Raw genomic sequence first — 18,896 nt, 5'->3', positions numbered from 1 at the left:
GAACACAGTTGTCCCCGTCGCATACCGGTTCCCCGCCAGGAACAGCACCGCCTCCGCCACGTCCGACGCCTCCCCGACCCGCCCCAGCGGCAGCCGCTGTACGGCCGCGGAGTACATGGTGTCCCGAGCCGCCGCATCGAGCCCGTCCCACAGGGGGGTACGCAGGAGCCCCGGCGACACCGCGTTCACCCGAAGCGGCGCAGCCTCCAGGGCGAGCCCCCGCACCAGCGCCTCCAGTGCGGCGTTGATCGCGCTCTGGAGGGCGGACGCGTGGCCGGGGCGTTGGGAGAGGTAGCCGGAGACGAGGGTGAGGGAGCGGGTGGGGTGGACGGCGCGGGCGATGCGGTACGCGCCCCAGAACTTGCTGTCCATCGCCGCGTACGCCGCCTCCAGCGGCAGGGTGTCGACGCGGCCCATCGGGGTCTCGCCCGCCGTGACCACGACATGGTCGAACTCGCCGGCCGTGACCGCGAACTTGGCGACCTCGTCGTCCGAGCGGATGTCGAGGGTCTGGCCGGTGACCGGGCCGGCGAGGCCGGACAGGGCCGTCACCGCCTCGTCGATCCGCTGGGGGTTGCGGGAGACGATGACCGTGTCCGCGCCCTGTGCCGCGAACTCGCGGGCGGAGGCCAGGCCGACCCCCGAGGTGCCGCCGACGACAAGGACGCGCTGGTCCGCGTATGCGCTCATGACTGTTTCCGCTCCTGAGAGTTGGTCTGGTCGCCGGACCGCGTCCGGGCGAAGCTCGCGCGGTCCAGTTCGGTCACCTGGACGGAGATGTCGCAGGCCGTCTCGCGCAGGGTGGCCGGGAAGAACCCGGTCAGTACCGCGAGGGCCGCCTCGCTGATGGCGGCGCGTGCCTCGACGGACTTGCCGGCGAACGTCCTGATGTCGAGGTTCACGAAGGACTGCTCGTGGCTGCCGTCCCCGATGAGGAACCGGTCCATCGGGACCGCGCGGCTCTTGAAGTCCTGGAGGCGGAAACCACCCGCCTCCGCGAGGGTGTTGTGGAGCTTGCCGAACACGGCCGCCGGATCGACGTCGTCGCGGACGTTGCCGGAGTATTCGAGTACGAGGTGAGGCATGGCGCTCCCCAGGGGGTCAGTGGGCCTCGGCCGGCTGGAGGTCGTCCGCGACCGGTGCGGGCACCGGACGGGGCTTGCGCGGGCCGAACGTGCTCAGGCCCGCGCTGGCCGCGAGCGCGACCACCGCCGCGATCAGGGACGCCCGCAGCCCGGTCAGGAAGTGCCCGGAGGACGCCTGTCCCACGAGCAGACCCATCACGGCCACCCCGATGAGCCCGCCCAGCTGGCGCGAGGCGTTCAGGACTCCGGAGGCGATGCCCGCGTTGGCGGGGTCCACCGAGCCGAGCATGGCGTTGGTCATGGACGGCACCACCAGGCCGATGCCGAACCCGGCGACCACGAACTGCACCGCCATCCGCACGTACGCGTCCGAGCCGACGGCCGGGATCGTGGCCAGGTAGCCGACGGCGGCCAGCACGTTGCCGGTGATCAGTACCGACCGGGCGCCGTACTTCTTGACCAGCGGGCCGCAGGACAGGTTGGCGATCATGATGGCGGCCGTCATCGGCAGGAACGCCAGGCCCGCGGTGATCGGCGAGTAGTCCCAGACCTGCTGGAAGAACAGGCTGAAGACGAAGATCAGGCCGTAGAAGGCGAAGTTGAGCAGGACGCCGATGAGCGAGGTCGCCGAGAACGCGTGCCGGCGGAACAGGTGCAGCGGCAGCATCGGGTCGTGGGTACGGCGCTCGGCGGCGAAGAAGCCGGCCAGCGCGAGCACGAAGACGACCAGGCAGGTCAGCACGGTGGCCGAGGTCCAGCCCTGCGCGTTGGCCTCCACGATCGCCCCGGTCAGCGCGCCCAGGCCCACGACGGCCAGGAGCTGCCCCGGCAGGTCCAGCGAGCGGGCCACGGAGACGTCACGGGCGGGCGCCGGGCGGGCGTAGGCCCGGACGAGGACGATGCCGAGCGCGGCGATCGGGACGTTGACGAAGAAGATCGAGCGCCAGCCGAGCGCGTCGACCAGCAGACCGCCGACCACCGGGCCGAGGGCCAGCGCGAGGCCGCCGGCCGCCGCCCACAGGCTCACCGCGCGGGTGCGCTCGTGGGGGTCGGGAAAGTTGGTGTTCACGATGGACAGCGACGACGGCACGATCATCGCGGCGCCCACGCCCTGGAGGACCCGGGCCGCGATCAGCGCGACCAGCGTGGGGGCGGCGCCGCAGATCAGCGAGGTCACGGCGAAGAGCGCGAAGCCCCACATGAAGATCTGCTTGGGGTCGTAGCGGTCGCCCATGGCACCGGCGGTCAGCAGGAAGGCCGCGAAGGTGAGGGTGTAGCCGTTGATCACCCACTCGAGGCCGGAGAGGCTGCCGCCGAACTCGGCGCCGAGGGCCTTGGTGGCGACGTTCACGACGCTGACGTCGAGGATGACGACGACGAAACCGAGGCATGCCGCGAACAGGGTCAGTCCTGGGCGGGCCTTGTGCGGTGAGGTCTGGGGCACGGGTCTTCCTTCCATGCGTGCCGAAGCGGGCGTAGGGGAGGCTGGAGTGCGGGAGCGGGGCGGTACGCCACCGGCTCCGGTAGACTGTTCGTCGAGGAGCGAACAGTCAGAGTGTACGCAGATCATCGAACACTCTGCAATCCGTACGCGCCCGGTGTGTACGGATCGAGTGAGACGGGACGGAGCGATCAGCCATGGCGGCACAGACCCCCCGGCAGCAGGACGCGGCGAGCCACCGCACCCCGCCGGTCCACACGGCCCCGGACGAGGTTCCGCTGGAGGCGGCCCTGCTCGCCCTCGCCGACCCCGTACGGCAGACCCTGGTGAGGGAGTTGGCCGGCGCCGGGGACTGGGAGCGGTCCTGCGGCAGCTTCGACGTACCGGTCACCAAGGCCACCCTGAGCCGCCACTTCTCGGTCCTGCGCGAGGCCGGGCTGCTGGAGCAGCGGGACGCCGGGGCGAAGCGGCTCAACCGGCTGCGCAAGCCGGAGTTCGACGCCCGGTTCCCCGGCCTGCTGGACCTGGTTCTCGGTCACGCCGCCCCCTGAGGGCGCACCGCCCGGTCGTGCAGCCCCTTCGCCACGTCCAGCGCCAGGGAACGGTCCACGGCCGGGGTGCCGAAGGCGAGCGCCGGGCCGAACGTGCCGTCCAGCGTGCCCAGATGCAGGACCAGGCCGTAGTTGGCGCCGGTGCGGTTGACGATGGTCCGGTAGGCGCTGACCCGGCCCAGGTGCGGGCCGAGCGCCGGGTCGACCACGCCCACGTTCGTCAGGCAGATTCCCGGCGCCGATCCGGCGGCCGCCGTCTCCTCGACCGCGCGCCGGATCGCCGCGTGCGAGCGGACGGGGGGTCGCCAGGCCGCGTCGGCCGACGTCAGCGCGGTCCCGTACTCCCGTGCCAGCTCCGTCAGTCGACCGCGGCCCGGACGCATGGACACCCGCAGCACGTTGATGAAGCAGCCCACGTCCGGCAGGTCCGCGTACCGCTGCCGCAGTGACACGGCGGTGAACATGCCGACCTCGGTGCGGCCGGTGGCCTCCGCGTAGGACTCGGCGAGCGCGGCGGCGAAGAACTGGTTGACGGTCACGCCCTGTCGCTTGCACCACGCCTTGAGAGCGAGGCTCTCCGGTCGGGTGAGCACGCACGGGACGAAGTCGGCGCCGCGCTCGGGCCAGGGGCGGTGTTCCGCGAACGGCAGTCGTGCGGACGCGGGTTGGACGAAGTCCCCTCCCGCCGCCGGCGCCCTGTAGGTGAGGCCGTCCGCGTCCGGCGGCAGCCTCCGTACGTCGTACGGGCTGGGCTCCGGCGAGGAAAGGAGAACGTCCAGCAGCGCCCGGACCACCGCGCCCGTCGAATGGCCGTCGGAGATCGCGTGGTTGCGGGTGAAGTACAGGTGCGTCGCCCCGGCCCCCGGATCGCGTACGGCGTGCAGTCGCCACAGGGGCCCGCCCGTCTCCAGGACCTCGTTCAGCTCGCGTCGCAGCACGTCCTCGGGGGAGTCCGGCGAGGTCAGCGTGCAGTGGCGGATCTGGTCGGGCAGCACGCCGGGACCCCGGGCGAACCACAGGGTGTCGGCGTGCTCCTCGATGCGCAAGGACAGCAGCGGCAGTTCACCCGCCCACTGCTCAACAGCCCTGTACAACCGCGCGGGTGCGATGTCCTCGCGCACCGACACCTGAGTGGTGACCTGTGTCGTGCCGCGCATGAGCGCGTGGGTGTACGCGAACGCCGCTTCGCCGGCCGAGAGTTCGCGCACCGCGTTCACGACGACCACGCCAGCGGGTGGGACAACCGGACGCCGTGGCTGGTGAAGTCCAGGGTCACCCGGTCGCCGTCGGCCGTGCGGAAACCGCCGTGGAAGCTGCTGCGGTCGGCGCCGAGGTAGACGTAGTGCACCCGGCCGGGGTGGTGCAGGGCGCGGTAGGCGAAGAGGCGGGACATCAGGGCCGGCAGCTCGTAGTGCAGGGCGTCCGAGCCGGTGGTGAAGGTGCCCTTCCACGCCGGGGCGCCGTCCCGCTCGATCGTCGCCTCCCCGGTCACCGAGCGCGGCGGCTCGCCGAGATGCAGCCAGGGCGCCACCCCGGCATCGCAGAGCTTCGCGTACGACAGGTGCCCGGCGTGCTGCTTGAAGCGGCCGATGTCGGTGAGATCGTTGCCGAAGGTGTAGCCCGCGTACCTCGGCACGCCCCGGCTGTCTCCCACGTAGACCAGGACGACCTCGGCCTCCTCGCAGACATGGACGGCGTCGGCGGGTACGGAGAGGGGCTCGCCCGGGACCTTCAGGGCGTCACCGAGGCCCTTGACGAACCAGTTGGGCTGGTCCGGGACCTCGGCGTCCACCTTCACGTTGTGCGTCATCATGAAGCCGCTGACCAGGGCGTCCCCCAGGTGCGCGGGGAGCAGCGGCGGCAGCAGGCGCACCTCGTCGCGGTCGGCCTCGACCGGGGCGCGGTCGCGGGTCAGCCGGTCGAGCAGGGCCTCGGTGGTGTCGTCCGAGGCCGAGGCCAGGGCGGCCAGGGTGTCACCGCCCAACGGGTACAGGCGCAGCGGAGCCTCGGGCTCGGGCAGGCCGAGGCCGAAGTGGCGCTCGCCCGCGTGGACGCATTCGAAGACCACCGTCATGGTGGACACCTCCTGGGAGGTCACGGCCCCTACGGGCCAGGTCGGACAGGGGGTGGGCCGGGTCAGTCCATGAGGATCTCGACGAGGACGGGCTTGCCGTGCTCCTTGATGTGGGCGACGGCCTCCCGCACCGTGGGCTCCACGGCCTCGATCCGCTCCACCCGGGGCAGGGCGTGCACGCCGTAGGACTCGGCCAGGGTGACGAAGTCGACCGGCTGGTCGTAGAAGCTGGTGGCGATGTGCGCGCGGCCGGTGTCGCGGTCGCGGTTGTCCGCGATGCGCTCCGCGTGCTGGGTGGAGTTCAGGTAGAGCCGGTTGTTCATGACGATCACCAGCAGCGGCACGTCGTACGCGGCCAGCGTCCACAGCGCGCTCGGGGTGTAGAGGAAGTCGCCGTCGGCCTGGAGGTCGACGCAGAGCGTGCCGTCGCCCTGGTGGGCGAGCGCCGCCCCGACCGAGGCGCCCAGGCCGTAGCCGAGGCCGCCGCCGCCGTTGAGGCCGAGATAGCTGCCGGGGCGCTCCAGCGGCCAGAGCTTCTTCACCCAGCCGTCGATGGTGAGGCTGCCGGTGTTGGTGAGCACCCACTCCTCGTCCCGCACCGCGCGGTGGATCTCCTGGACGGCCGTGGACACCTGGATGTGCTCCCGGTCCCGCGCCTCGTCCGCCTGGCGCGCCCACTCGGCCCGTGCCTCGGTGTGCAGGGCGGAGAGGGCCTTGACCCGCTCCTCCCGGCGCTCGGTGAACTCCGCTGCGGCGAAGGGCCCTTCGGGGTCCTCGGCCACCTCGCGCAGCGCGGACACCGACTGGCCGGTGTCGGCCGCCACGGCGAGGCTGACCGGGACGAACTGCTGGTAGTCGGCCGCCCACTTGCTGGTGAGCAGCTCGTTGAAGCCCACGGTGACGACCTCGGCGCCGTTCGCCGGCAGCCCCTCGTCGGTGAGGGGCAGGAAGGAGCCGAGCGCGCCCACGAGGTCCTGCACCTCCAGCGCGATCACCAGGTCGGCCGCGTCCAGGAGGCCGGTGTTGCTGACGTTGAGCTGGTGGGTGTTGGGGAAGTTCATCCGGTTGCCCCGGTCCACCACGGCGAGCCCGAGCGCGTCGGCGAGCGCGACCAGCGGCGCGACCGTCTCCGGGTCACGGCCGGAGAAGTCCACGATCAGCACCGGCAGCCGGGCCTCGCGCAACCGTCCCACGAGATGGTCCAGCTCGCTGCCGCCGAGCGCGGGCAACCGGGTCGGCTCGGTGGCGGCCGCGGGCAGCAGGCGTACGCCGTCCGCCAGTTCCTGCTCCTGGACGTCGAAGTCGAGCGCCACGAACACCGGCGCCTGCAAGGGGGTGTGCATCAGCTTGAAGGCGCGGTAGAGCGACTCGACGGTGGCCCGCTGCCCGATGGGCTGGTCGCACCACTTCACATAGTCCTTGACGACGGACTCGATGTTCTGCGAGGTGTGGATCCAGTCGATCCACGGCCGCCGCTTGCCCGCGTCCACGGGCCCGTTGCCGCCGAGCACGAACAGCGGGACTCGGTCGCACCAGGCGTTGAAAATGGCCATCGAGGCGTGCAGCAGACCGACGTTGGCGTGCACGAACACGGCCATGTGCCGGCCGCTCGCCTTGTGGTAGCCGTGGGCCAGCGCCACCGCGATCTCCTCGTGGCACGCCATCACGATGTCGGGCGCCTCGGAAGCGTGAACCAGGGAGTCGTGGACACCGCGGAAGGACGCGCCGGGGTTGAAGGCGACCTTGTCGATGCCCTGCTGGTTGAGGAACTCGACCAGCAGGTCGGAGAAGTAGGACGTCGTCATGCGTGATCCTTCGTACGGTTCATGCGTGCGCATGGGGGCGGGCGGGGACCGGGCGCCAGACCGGGTCGGCCTCGGTGCGGTGCACCGTCGCGAAGCGGGCGGCGAGGTCGGTGAGGGCGAGGCCGAAGCCGGGCCCGGGCGGCGGGGCGATCGTGTTGGTCCGCCGGTCCACGGCCGGGCGGGGTGCCACGACCATCTCCGGGAAGAACAGGTCGGACTGGCCGGCCTCGACGGTGAGGGCGTCCGGATGGGCGAAGGCCAGGGCGCGGCCCGCGTTGATCAGCGGCCCCACCTCGGCCACCTGCACCCCGACCTGGAACTCAAGCCCCGCGCCGCGGGCGAGGCCGATCAGCCGGGCCGCGGTCACCGGCCCGCCGTTCTTGGACACGCGGACGTTGAAGGCGTCGCACGCCCCGGCCGCGAGCGCCCGCTCGGCGTCCTGCGGGGTGCAGACCGACTCGTCCAGCATCACGCGCGGCCCGGTGCGGCCCCGCAGCCGGGCGAGGTCGGCCCAGGAGCCCTTGGCCAGCGGTTCCTCCACCCAGTCGGCACCGGCGTTGTGCAGCGCCTCCATGTGGCCGGGCGCCTCCTCGGGCGACCAGCTCATGTTGGCGTCCACCATGACCGGCACCAAGTCGCCCAGCCGGGCCCGGATCGCGGCGACGGTGCGGACATCGCGCCGGATGTCGTCGGCCGCCTTGATCTTGACGAAGTGGAACGGGCCCCGCGTGTCCAGGAATTCGTCCACATCGAGACTGAGATCGAGGACTTGGGACACCGGGAGAGACGGGGGAGTGGGTGTGTCGCCGCCCGGCACCAGCGCCGAAGCATCTGTACCAAGTCGTCGGCCCAGCAGGTCGAGCAACGCCGTCTCCAGCAGGCAGAGCAGGTTGCCCCCGCCCCGCAGGCCGAACGCGCCGGCGACTCCCGAGCGCAGCAACTCGGCCAGCAGCAGGGCGGGTTCGGTCGACCGCAGCCGGGCGAACACCGCGTCCAGCGGGACCTCCCGCAAGGCGGCCGTCACCGAGTCGGCGGTCTCGCCGGTGACGTAGGCGCGGGGCGCGCACTCCCCGAGCCCGGTCGCGCCGTCCACCGTCAGCCGCAGCACGAGACTGTCGGAGGCGGAACGGCGCTTGGCCGGATGGTCGAAGCCGACCGCCATGGGCAGCTCGACCCGGTACAGCGTGGCGCCGGCCGGTTCAGGCATCGCGCTTCAGCCCTTGGAGCAGGGTGAAGGTGGACGCCCAGTCCACCAGCCGGGCCCGGACGTCGGTGTAGAAGAGGTAGTGCTTGTCGGTGGCGAACTGGATGAGCGCGCCGTGCGAGCCGGTCATCCGGCGGAAGGTGGCGCGGGCGTCGTCCAGGTCCACGATCGGGTCGCCGACGCCGGAGACGTAGGCCGCCGGCACCGGGGGGAGCGGCCGCTCGGAGCGCATGTAGAGCGACTCCAGGGCGAGCAGCACGCCTCGGGAGCGGCGGGTCAGGGCGCGGGCCGCGAGGTCGTCGTTGTCGATGAAGTGCCGGTGGCGGACCTCGTCGGTGAAGTCCTCCGACCGCAGGCCGGCGTCCCACAGCTCCGTGCCCGAATCCGTCGCCAGGGCGTGCCGTTGGTCGTCGTCGAGGGTGGCGTGCAGCTTGCCCAGCCACGCCGAGCAGAAGATCGCCGCGTCGTAGCGGGTGGTGAAGTCCGGGTGGTGCATGAGCGCCGCCATGAAGGAGCCGCCCAGGCAGTGCCCGAACAGGGAGAGCGGGACCTCGTCGCCGATGGCGGCGCGCACATGCTCCAGGGCGGTGATGTAGTCCCGCAGCACGGTGTCCGCGTCGGGGAGGTCCTGGCGGTCGCCGCCGCTGATGCCGGAGCCCCGGCGGTCCAGCACGTAGAAGGCGATGTCGTTGTCCGCGAACTGCGGGCCGACCTCCCACAGCCAGCCCGCGTGCGACTGGAGTCCGTGGAAGTAGAACACCGCTCCCTTGACCTGGCCGCGCGGGCGCCACAGGTGCAGTGCCAACTCGGCTCCGTCGACCGGGAGTCCGGCTATCTCGCGGCGGATGTTCTGCGGTGGCCTCTTGGTCTCGATCACGTCCGGTTCCCCTCGGTCAGCGTCGGGTGAGCGCGGCGACGAAGTCGACGTCCCGCTGGAACGGCTTGTACTTGTACTGGGTGGCGTTGCCCTGCTGGCGACGGCTCTCGACGTAGGCGGCGATGGCGTCGTGAGGCACGGTGACGACCTCCAGCGCGCCGAGCCGTCCGCTGTCCCGCTTGGACGCGTACTCGATGTTGATCTCGTGCAGCGCGGCGTCCACCGCCTCGGACAGCTGCCCGTCCAGCGACGCGGACGGCTCGGGGACCTCCGCGACGACGATGTAGTACGGCGGCTCCGCCCAGCGCGGGCCGCACATGAACAGTCCGGTGCCGAGCCCGTGGGCGGCGAGGCCGCGCTGGATGGCGCCGGTCACCTGGGACTCGGTGATCTTCTCGCCGGTGAAGGAGTGGAAGATGCCGTCCCGGTGGACGAAGTGCACCCAGGGCGTGCCGTCCACGATCCGGTCCACGTGGTACACGTCCCCGGTCCACAGCCGGTAGAGGCCGTTGCCCTGCGTCATGATCAGGTGGTAGTCGCGGCCCGGCTCGACCTCGTCGAACAGCAGCGTCTCCACCTGCTCGCCGGCCGCCACCAGGTCGCCGAGCGGTACCTCGGCCGGCACGAACTCGAAGAACGCCTGTCCCACAGCGAGCGGCTGGCTGTGCAGCGAGTCGTCCACCGGGATGGTGGTGACCCCCTCGGTGCCGCAGCTCATGAACGGCAGCCTGGCCACACCGGGCAGCACCGCTTCCAGCTTGGCCGCGTACAGGCCGGCCGACGCGGAGAGCCAGCAGGTGAAGAGCGTGAGCGAGGGCCACACGTCCTTGAGGCTGAAGTCCCGGTTCAGCAGCACCTTCTCGAGCCTGCGGGCGCCCTCCGCGTCGGGCTCCGTGTACGGGCGGCCCTCCAGCGTCCCGTCCCGCACGTCCCGTACCAGCCGGTCGCCGTGCTGGGCCAGCAGTTCCCGCAGCGAGATCAGGGTGCTGGGGTTGATCGACGAGATGTAGTGCAGGTCCTTGCCGATCAGGTGCCGGATGCGGTGGTACATACGGCCCTCGTGGCCGCTCGGCACCTCGGGCCCGAACCAGGGGGACTCGTACCAGGGCGGGTTCCAGTCCTGGCTGTTGATCTGCGGATGCCGGTTGCTGATCGCCTGGTGGCCGATGCCGTGCACGAAGTCGAACACGTCCTCGCGCACGGTCTGCGTGTCCAGCGTCGCGTAGGGGTGGGCCAGCAGCTCCGGGTGGTACTCCAGATACGTGCCCCACATCGCCTTCATCGCGGGGATGCGGTAGGTGAGCAGCCAGTGCAGGGTGTACGGCACCAGCTTGGGCACCCCGGTGGTGCCGCTCGTCTTCAGCCAGCGCAGTACCGGGCTGCAGGTCAGGGTGCCGCCCTTGGTCCGGGTCTCCCGCTGGATCTCGGGCACGAAGTCGTCGTAGCGCATCACGGGGAGCAGCGAGCGGAAGAGGTCCGGGTCGTCGGCGACGGCCGAGTAGCCCTTCTCCCGCCAGTGCACCGAACCCGCGCTCATGTCGATGACGTCCGCCAGCACCCGGCGCTGGGCCAGGGCCGGCTGCTTGAGGTCGGTCAGCAGGGCGTCCCGTGCCTGGCGGCACTCCTCCGCGAACGGGTCCCGGCGGGCCTGCCAGTGTTTCTGCCAGTGAGGTATGTCCACAGTCGCTCCTGAAGAAGCCTGAAGAAGGTGGAAGTGGTCACAGGGCCGGACAGGAGGATCAGCGGTCGATGTACGCCATCATCCGGTCGTTGTACCGGGGTCCCGCGACCGCGTCGGCGCGCACGGCGACCTCGATCTCGGCGAGCGTGTCCGCGTCGAGGCGGACCTCGGCGGCACGGGTGTTCTCCTCCAGGTAGGAGCGCCGCTTGGTGCCGGGGATCGGCACGATGTCGTCGCCCTGGTGCAGCACCCAGGCGATGGCGAGCTGGGCCGGGGTGAGGCCGTGGCGTGCGGCGACCTCGCTGATCTTCCGGGCGATCGCCGTGTTCTGGTCGTAGTTGGCGCCCTGGAGGCGGGGGTCGTGGTGGCGGAAGTCGTCCTCCGGGTACTCCTCTGCACGCCGGACACCGCCGGTGAGGAAACCCCGGCCCAGCGGACAGAAGCCGACCAGGCCGATGCCCAGCTCGCGCAGCACCGGCAGGACCCCGTCCTCCAGGTTCCGCTCCCACACCGAGTACTCGCTCTGCACCACCGAGAGGGGGTGAACGGCGTGGGCGCGGCGGATGGTGCGCTCGCCCACCTCGCACAGGCCCAGGTGGCGGACCTTGCCCTGCTCCACCAGGCCGGCCATGGCACCGACCACGTCCTCGATCGGCACCTTCGGGTCCAGGCGGTGCTGGTAGAGGACGTCGATGTAGTCGGTGCCGAGACGCTTCAGGGACGCCTCGACCACCTCGACGATGTGCTCCGGCCGGCTGTCGGCCTCGGCGGTCGTGCCGTCCTTCAGTTTCATCGGGAAGCCGAACTTGGTGGCGATCACGGCCTGTTCACGACGCCCGGCGAGTGCCTGGCCGAGCAGCACCTCGTTGTCGTACGGCCCGTACGCCTCGGCGGTGTCGAACAGGGTGTACCCGAGATCCAGCGCACGGTGGATGGTCGCCACCGACTCCCGGTCGTCCGGGGTGCCGTACCACTGGCTCATCCCCATGCAGCCCAGGCCCAGTTCGGAGACCTTCAGCCCCCGGCGGCCCAGCTCGCGCTTCTTCAGCATGCCTTCTCCTCGCATCTGGCGATCCCCCGCCGGCAGGCGCTCCTGGCGGCTGGCGACGCAACTGAAGCACATTCATGTACTGGAGTTCAATAGCCGACTGTGGTCGAGTGATCGCGCTGCCGTACGGCGGGTGAACGTCGTGCGCCCGGCGGGTCACCGACATGTAAAACCGCGTGAGCTGCGGAAGTTGGAGATCCCAGGTCGCGGCGGGTGTGTGATGCCGCCGTAACGACGACTTCATCATCAAGACCCCGGCACAAGTTTGTTCTTCGGTATAGATTTGAACCACCGACTGGGGGAGGAGAGTTGCGATGACCACTGGGGAACCGATCGCGATCATCGGCATGGGGTGCAGGTTTCCGGGGGCGGCCGGGATCGAGGAGTTCTGGGCCCTCCTGGAGGGCAACACCGACGCGGTGATCCCGGTACCGGCGGACCGGTTCGACGTCGGCGCGTGGTACGCCCCCGAGCCCGGCACACCGGACCGGCTGATCTCCCGGCACGGCGGCTTCCTGGACGGGCTGCACGACTTCGACGCCGGTTTCTTCGGCATCTCGCCCCGCGAGGCCCGCACCATGGACCCGCAGCAACGGCTGCTGCTCCAGACCGTCTGGGAGGCGTTCGAGGACGCCGGGGTGCCGCCGTCCACGGTCCGGGGGAGCGCCGGCGGGGTGTTCGTCGGACAGGCCACCGCCGAGTACGCCGACGCCGCCGGCCGGTCCGCCACCGCCGACGTGCGGGCCATGGCGGGCGGCCGGCTGCGCGCCGTCACCTCCGGCCGGGTCTCCTACGCCTTCGACCTGCGCGGACCCAGCCTGGTGCTGGACACCGCCTGCTCGTCCTCCCTGGTCGCGGTGCACAGCGCGCGGCAGAGCCTGCTCACCGGTGAGTGCGACCTCGCCGTGGCCGCCGGGGTCAACGCCGTGCTGTCACCCACCGACGCGGTCGCCTACTCGCAGGGCCGGATGCTGTCGCCGGACGGCCGCTGCAAGTTCGGCGACAGCTCGGCCGACGGATTCGTGCGCAGCGAGGGCGTGGGCGTCGTCCTCCTCAAGCGGCTCTCCGACGCCCTCGCGGACGGCGACCCGGTCCGCGCCCTCCTGCTCGGCAGCGCGGTCACCAACGACGGTGACGGCAGCGGCCTGCTGCTCCAGCCCGCCGTCTCCGGCCAGGCCGCCATGCTCCGCACGGCCTGGCGCAGCGCCGGCGTGGACCACGTCGACTACGTCGAGGCCCACGGCACCGGCACCACCGTCGGAGACGGGGTCGAACTACGGGCGCTGACCGAGGTGTTGAACGGCCTGGGTCACTCCGGCGCGCCGGTTCCGGTGGGGTCCGTGAAGACCAACATCGGCCATGCCGAGGCCGCCGCCGGGATCGCCGGGCTCATCAAGGCCGTGCTCGTCGCCGAGCACCGCACGATCCCCGCCTCGCTCCACCTCACCGCGCCGCAGGACCGGCTCACCGGCGCCCCCGTGGCCGTGACCGACCGCAACACCGAGCTCCGGCCCAAGGGGGAGCGGGCCGTACTCGGCGTCAGCTCCTTCGGCATCTCGGGCACCAACGCCCATGTGGTGATCGGCGAGTTCGTGCCCGAACCGCCCCCCGCCGCACCGGCCGCCGAAGCCGGCCCGCACCTGCTCGTGCTCAGCGCCCGCACCCCGGAGGCCCTGCGCCGGCTGGCCCTGCGCCACGCGGCCCACCTCGGCCCCGAGGGCCCCGGCCGCCGGTACGCCCTCGGCGACATCTGCCGCTCCGCCGCCACCGGCCGCGACCACCACCCCTTCCGCCTCTGGGCTGTCGGCGACACCCACGACGCCCTGGCCGACGTACTGCGCGCCCTGGCCGAGGGCCGCCCGACCCCGGACGGCGGACTGCACGAGGCCGGGTTCGACGGCCCCCGGCAGGTCGCGTTCGTCTTCCCCGGCCAGGGCTCGCAGTGGCCCGGCATGGGCCGCGAACTCCTGCGTACCTCCGAGGCGTTCCGCACCGTCCTCGCCGAGTGCGACGAAGCGGTACGTGCCGAGACGGGCTGGTCCGTGCTCGACCTGCTCCTGGACGACAACGCCCGGCTCACCGACGCGGTCGAACTGGTGCAGCCCGTCCTGTGGGCCATGGAGGTCGCCCTCGCCGCCCACTGGCGCGCCCTCGGCGTCGACCCCGACGTCCTTGTGGGCCACAGCATGGGCGAGGTGGCCGCCGCCTGCGTCGCGGGCGCGCTGTCCGTACGGGACGCCGCGCGCGTCATCTGCCGCCGCAGCGACCTGATGCAACGCCTCGCCGGACGCGGCGCGATGCTCGCCACCGAACTCTCCCCGGACCGGGCCCGCGAGCTCGTGACGGCGTACGGCGACAAGGTGTGCGTCGCCGTGGAGAACTCCCCGAGCGCCACCGTCCTCGCCGGGGACCCCGACGTACTCGCCGGCATCGCACGGGAGCTGGAGCGGCGCGAGGTGCTGTGCCGCACGGTCAAGGTCAACGTCGCCTCCCACTCCCCGTTGATGGACGATATCCGCGAGGACCTGCTGACCCGGCTCGCCGAGGTCACGCCCGCCGCGCCCGGCACGCCGATGTTCTCCACCGTCCGCAGTGCCCCCGTCGACGGCGCCGTCCTGGACGCCGGCTACTGGGCGGACAACCTGCGGCAGCCGGTGCGCTTCGCGGACTCCGTACGGCAGGTCGTCCGGGAGCGCGGGCCGGTCTTCGTGGAGGTCAGCCCGCATCCGCTGCTCGGCCGGGCGATCGAGGACGTCCAGTCGGACGCCGGGGCCGCGCCCACCGTCGTGACCACGCTGGTCCGGCAGCAGGGCGAGGCGACGGCCACCGCCCGCGCCCTCGGCCGGGCCTACGCCCTGGGCGCCCCGGTCGACTGGCACCGCCGGTACGGCGACGAGGGCCCGCGCGTCCCGCTGCCCTCCTACGCCTGGGACACCGAGGAGTACCGCGCCGCGCCCGGGCCCGCCGCACCGTCCGGCCTCGGGGAGCGCCGGGTGCGGCTGTCCCGGCTCGGCGTCGCGGCACTGGGTACGGGCGTGAACGCGCGCGGCGCCTCCCTCGTACCGCCCGTGCTGTACCTCCAGGCGGTCGCCGAGACCCTGCGCGACCTCGTCGGCGCGGGCCCGGTGGAGCTGCGGGACGTGCGGATCGGCGCCGCCCTGCCGTCTCTCGCGGAGGCGGCGGCCACGACGCTGGTGATCGGGCTGGACCAAGGGGCCGACGGCGCCTACGGATTCCGGGTGGCCGCGCTCACCGACGGCTCCGCGGAGCCGGTGTCCTGCGTGACCGGCAGCGTCCTCGCCCGGCCGGGGGTGGACGCGTCGGCGGCCGTCACCCTGGACACCGCGCTCACCCGCTGCACCGAGTACGTGCCCGGCGCCGAGTTCTACCGCCGGGCCGAGGCCCGCGGCTACTCCGTCGCCCCGCCGCTGCGCGCCGTACGGCAGATGTGGCGGCGCGAGGGCGAGGCGGTGGCCCGGCTCCAGATGCCCCCGGCGGACGCCGGAGCCGTGGGCGCCCTGGAGGCCGCGCTCCTGACCATGCTGGCCTCCTGGCCGCACGGCGGCGGCGCCGCCCAGGACACCTATCTGCCGTTCTCCTTCGACCGGGTCCTGCTGGCCGACGAGCCCACCGGCGAGTTCTGGAGCACGGCCCGGTTCGCGCCGGACGCCGACGGGGAGGGCGGGCGGTGCGACGTCGTCCTCACGGGGGCGGACGGCCGGGTGCTGGCCGACTTCGAGGGGGTCGCCCTGCTTCGGTCGGGGGGTGCGCCGGTGAGCGTGGCGGAGGTCCCTCGTACCGCGCCCGTACGCCTGGAGACGCCCCCCGTGGCGGACCGGCTCATCATTCACACCGCCACGGTCCTCGGCACCACCGTCGACCGGGTCGACCCCCGGCGCCCCCTGCGTGACCTGGGGCTGGACTCGCTGATGGCGGTCCAGCTCCGGCGCATCCTGAAGCAGGACTTCGGCGTCGAGGTACCCACCAGCCGGCTCCTGGGCGACGAGAGCGCGGCGGCGATCGCGGCCGGGCTGGCCGGGGCAGGAGTCTGACCGCACCGCCCGCCCACGTGCGGCCGCCTCCCGACGGGGACCGGCCGCACGACGCCGTTCTGGAACCCTGATGTATCGATGCACTACGGTATAGAGAACGTCGTCGCCGTGGACGCGGGCCTGGTGAGGCGGTGGCAGTCATGCCGCCGGATTGCGGGAGGTGTCACGGAGACGCCTCGAACGGGGCCGAGAGTTAGAGAGAGCCGATGACGACCGAGGAAACAGAGCTGGTCCGCCCTCCCGGACGCCGGGAACGCAGCAGGCAGCGCATTCACGACCGCCTGTACACCTCCGCCCTGGAACTGTTCGCCGAGCAGGGGTACGAACGCACCACCATCGACCAGATCACCGAGCGCGCGGACGTGGCGAGGGGCACCTTCTTCAACCACTTCCAGCGCAAGGAGGACCTCGTCACCACCTGGGCCCAGCAGCGCCAGGACAAGCTGCGCACCTACATGGACAAGTCCCTCGCCCATCAGGACGACGACACCACCGTCCAGTTGGAGCGCTGCATGTCCGCGCTGGCCGACTTCAACGAGGCCGAGCGCAACCTCACCCAGGTCATGCTGGCCGCCTGGGTCAGGTCGGGCCAGCCGCTCCAGGAGGAGCCCGAGTACGCCGGGCACGTCTTCGTGCGGGCCATCCTCGCGGGGCAGGCGCGGGGCGAGGTCGCCCCCGACATCGATCCCGTGCTGGCCGGCAACATGCTGCGGGACGCCTACCTCGGGATGCTCTACCGGTGGAGCCAGTCCACCGGCGACAGCATCCCGCTCCACGTCGAACTGCGCGCCCTGCTGCGGATCTCGCTCACCGGCGTCCTCTCCTACCCGCGGCACGGTGCCGCCCGCCCCACCCCTGCCGAGACCGCGGCCGTCAACTGACCTCCCTACGCGCCCGGTTCCCTCCCCCGGCGCACCGACGCCCCGTCGCCCGCCGTGCGGGGTGCCGGGATCGCCGGGGACGGGCGGGCGTCGGCGCGGGCCCGGCGGTCGTCGGACTTCGCGCACAACTCCCGTACCGCCGCCGCGAACCGGTCGGGGGAGGGCGGTTCGACTGGGCCGAGCAGGTGCTCCTTCAGCTTGGCGCGGTCGGCCGCGTGGCGGTCCTGGCGCGGATCGCGCACCGCGTCCAGCAGGTACCGCACGGTGGCCGCGTCCGACGTCAGCACGGTGCCGGCCGAGACGGTGGGGAAGGCGGCCCGGAACTCGTCCTCGGACAGTCCCGAGGTGTTGGCCACCGCGTACGGCTTCTCGCTGCTCAGCCAGTCCGAGACGACACTGGACACATCGCTGATCAGCAGGTCGGCCGCGTTGAAGCAGGCGTAGAGCGCCGGGCGGGGGCCGGTCACGATCCGGTGCTCCCACTCGGGGAACGACGCCCAGTAGGCCCGCTCCCAGGCGGCCGTGGCCCGCGCGAGCCGCTCCTCACGGTCGCCGTCCGGGGTGCCCTGGAGCATCATCCGCTCCAGTTCGTCCGCCGCACCTCGGAAGGCGGTCGAGGTGATCTGGTCCAACTCTGCCGTACGGCGCAGTAGTTCGACCTGTGCTTCGGGACCGGGCCGGGGGCCGGTGCGTTTCGTGTTGGCCTCGTGGATCAGGGCCCGGACGCGTTCGTCGGCCGCGCTCGCGCGGGGGTCCACCGAGCCGGTCATCGGGTGCGGTTTGTAAAGGACGCGCACACGCGGGTCGTTGAGCAACTGCGCGACGATGTGCTCGCCGGCGAGGACGACCGAGGTGTTGCCCGGATTGCCGTCCCAGCCCTCCCAGGTCGGGGCGTACAGCACGGTGGTGTACGCGCCGGTGGGAGGGCCCGAGTACGGGCGGATGGAAGCGAGTTGAGGGCGGCCGACCTCCACCACGTCCTTGTCCTCCACACCGACGTCCGCGAGCGCGTACCGCTCCCGCGCGGCCGGTCCCGCCACCCACACCTCGTCGTACGCCTTGGCGTAGGGGTTGCAGGAGGACAGCTTGTCGCTCTCGCCGTGGTTGATGAACGCGTGCTTGATGGCCGGAATGCGCAACACCTGGGACGTCTTGCCGGAGTTGGCCGGGTGCAGCATCGCCTTCAGCGTCGAGTTCTCCAGCGCGAACAGCGTGGCGACCCTGGGGAGGCAGAGCACGGGCACGTCCGTGGCGTCGATCCTCTGCACCATGAACCGCTCGCGCAGCACGATCAGCGGCCGCTCCAGTCCGGCGAGGGTGGAGAGCCACATGTTGGCCTGGTAGGCGGAGGAGGCGCCACCGGAGAAGTACATCGCCACGGTGGGGCGGTACTCGGCCAGCCAGTCCCCCAGCCACTCCATGACCCGCCCGTCGCTCGCGGCCCGCTTCTCCGGCAGCAGCCAGGTGGCCAGGCGGGCGACGCCCATGCCGATCAGGGTGAGCGAGGCGGCGAGCCCGATCGCGCCCCAACGGCCGTGCCCGGTGCAGACCGTGACCAGAAGCCCGGTGGTGGCCGGGACGGAGAACGCCAGCAGGCGGTGCCCGGGCCGGCGGGCCAGGATGCGGGGCGGGGCGGCGGTCGGGTTCAGCGCCGAGACATCGATGTTGCGGGTGACGACCGGCAGGGTCCGGACGCGGCGCACCAGCAGGGCGACGGCCTGGCAGACGAAGTGCAGGACGTAGAACGCGCTCAGCGCGCCGAGCAGCGGGGGCATCTCCCGCTCCGGGTCGATCCCGTCGATCCGCAGCAGCGCCACCATGATCAGCATGTCACGCAGCAACTGCCGTACGGTCACGTCCAGCCGGACGCGGCTCAGCGGGGACAGCAGGGCCGGGCGCCGGTACAGCAGGCAGGCGTCGAGCGCGAGACCGGCCGCACCGGAGGCGACGAGGAGCGGGGCGTTCGGCAGCAGCGCGCCGGCCAACTGCGTGGCGAACAGCAGGAGCAGCGTGCATATCGCGCACAGCACGGGTAGGTGGGTCCAGATTCTCGGGAGGAGTCCGGCAAGGGGCACGGTGGGAGCTCCTGCTGCTCGTACGACGGGACACGCGGCACCGGAACAGCCCGGCCACCCGTGCCCGCCCCGGCCCCACGCACAGCCAACGACCGGCCCCGGCCCCCGGTCACGTACCGCCG

14 protein-coding genes are annotated in these 18,896 nt (G+C 72.1%); 3 read left to right on the top strand and 11 right to left on the bottom strand.

The genetic code is table 11. The annotated features are described in order from the left end of the window. From CCN33_RS23855 to CCN33_RS23845, 3 genes are all read right to left on the bottom strand, one after another. The coding region (locus tag CCN33_RS23855; protein WP_086695558.1) for an SDR family oxidoreductase at window positions 1–690 on the bottom strand (690 nt) is incomplete at its 3' end. Next, on the bottom strand, window positions 687–1,085 hold the full coding sequence (locus CCN33_RS23850; RefSeq protein WP_086695557.1) for a 5-carboxymethyl-2-hydroxymuconate Delta-isomerase: 399 nt from the start codon (window positions 1,083–1,085) through the stop codon (window positions 687–689). The genes CCN33_RS23855 and CCN33_RS23850, both read right to left, overlap by 4 nt. A 16-nt stretch (window positions 1,086–1,101) precedes the next feature. After that, a complete protein-coding gene (locus CCN33_RS23845) occupies window positions 1,102–2,529 on the bottom strand; it encodes an MFS transporter (RefSeq protein WP_244173920.1) in 1,428 nt (475 codons plus the stop codon). Window positions 2,530–2,723: 194 nt separating this feature from the next. Here CCN33_RS23845 and CCN33_RS23840 point away from each other — a divergent pair, with 194 nt between their 5' ends. Beyond that, window positions 2,724–3,077, top strand: a complete 354-nt coding sequence (locus CCN33_RS23840; RefSeq protein ID WP_086695555.1) for an ArsR/SmtB family transcription factor — start codon at window positions 2,724–2,726, stop codon at window positions 3,075–3,077. Here CCN33_RS23840 and CCN33_RS23835 read toward each other — a convergent pair. From CCN33_RS23835 to CCN33_RS23805, 7 genes are all read right to left on the bottom strand, one after another. Further along, window positions 3,062–4,303 carry a phthiocerol/phthiodiolone dimycocerosyl transferase family protein gene (locus CCN33_RS23835; protein WP_086695554.1) on the bottom strand — a complete coding sequence of 414 codons (1,242 nt, stop codon included), beginning with the start codon at window positions 4,301–4,303 and terminating at the stop codon, window positions 3,062–3,064. The two genes, CCN33_RS23840 and CCN33_RS23835, sit on opposite strands and share 16 nt — an antisense overlap. Continuing rightward, on the bottom strand, window positions 4,291–5,151 hold the full coding sequence (locus CCN33_RS23830) for an FAH family protein (RefSeq protein WP_086695553.1): 861 nt from the start codon (window positions 5,149–5,151) through the stop codon (window positions 4,291–4,293). The genes CCN33_RS23835 and CCN33_RS23830 overlap by 13 nt, the downstream gene beginning before the upstream one ends. A 62-nt stretch (window positions 5,152–5,213) precedes the next feature. Then, window positions 5,214–6,956 (bottom strand): thiamine pyrophosphate-binding protein, encoded by a 1,743-nt coding sequence (locus CCN33_RS23825; protein ID WP_208621864.1) that lies wholly within the window; start codon window positions 6,954–6,956, stop codon window positions 5,214–5,216. Window positions 6,957–6,975: 19 nt separating this feature from the next. Then, entirely contained in the window at window positions 6,976–8,163 is a 1,188-nt protein-coding gene (locus tag CCN33_RS23820) for an enolase C-terminal domain-like protein (RefSeq protein WP_086695551.1), read from the bottom strand. Next, window positions 8,156–9,037, bottom strand: coding sequence for an alpha/beta fold hydrolase (locus CCN33_RS23815; RefSeq protein ID WP_086695550.1), 882 nt, complete (start codon window positions 9,035–9,037; stop codon window positions 8,156–8,158). Before CCN33_RS23815 ends, CCN33_RS23820 begins: the two co-directional genes overlap by 8 nt. Before the next feature lie 16 nt (window positions 9,038–9,053). Next, on the bottom strand, window positions 9,054–10,718 hold the full coding sequence (locus tag CCN33_RS23810) for a GH3 family acyl-acid amido synthetase (RefSeq protein WP_086695549.1): 1,665 nt from the start codon (window positions 10,716–10,718) through the stop codon (window positions 9,054–9,056). A 58-nt stretch (window positions 10,719–10,776) separates the two neighbouring features. After that, window positions 10,777–11,769 carry an aldo/keto reductase gene (locus CCN33_RS23805; RefSeq protein WP_086695548.1) on the bottom strand — a complete coding sequence of 331 codons (993 nt, stop codon included), beginning with the start codon at window positions 11,767–11,769 and terminating at the stop codon, window positions 10,777–10,779. A gap of 311 nt (window positions 11,770–12,080) precedes the next feature. Between CCN33_RS23805 and CCN33_RS23800 the strand changes: the two genes are divergently transcribed. After that, on the top strand, window positions 12,081–15,818 hold the full coding sequence (locus tag CCN33_RS23800; RefSeq protein ID WP_086695547.1) for a type I polyketide synthase: 3,738 nt from the start codon (window positions 12,081–12,083) through the stop codon (window positions 15,816–15,818). A gap of 206 nt (window positions 15,819–16,024) precedes the next feature. Next, on the top strand, window positions 16,025–16,699 hold the full coding sequence (locus CCN33_RS23795; RefSeq protein WP_244173919.1) for a TetR/AcrR family transcriptional regulator: 675 nt from the start codon (window positions 16,025–16,027) through the stop codon (window positions 16,697–16,699). A gap of 5 nt (window positions 16,700–16,704) precedes the next feature. On the opposite strand, the gene CCN33_RS23790 is transcribed toward CCN33_RS23795, so the two are convergent. Next, window positions 16,705–18,774 carry a hypothetical protein gene (locus tag CCN33_RS23790; RefSeq protein WP_086695546.1) on the bottom strand — a complete coding sequence of 690 codons (2,070 nt, stop codon included), beginning with the start codon at window positions 18,772–18,774 and terminating at the stop codon, window positions 16,705–16,707. Window positions 18,775–18,896: the final 122 nt, after the last annotated feature.

Source organism: Streptomyces recifensis (assembly GCF_002154615.1).
Classification (GTDB): Bacteria; Actinomycetota; Actinomycetes; order Streptomycetales; family Streptomycetaceae; genus Streptomyces; species Streptomyces griseoluteus.
This window is presented reverse-complemented; position numbering and strand designations above follow the sequence as displayed.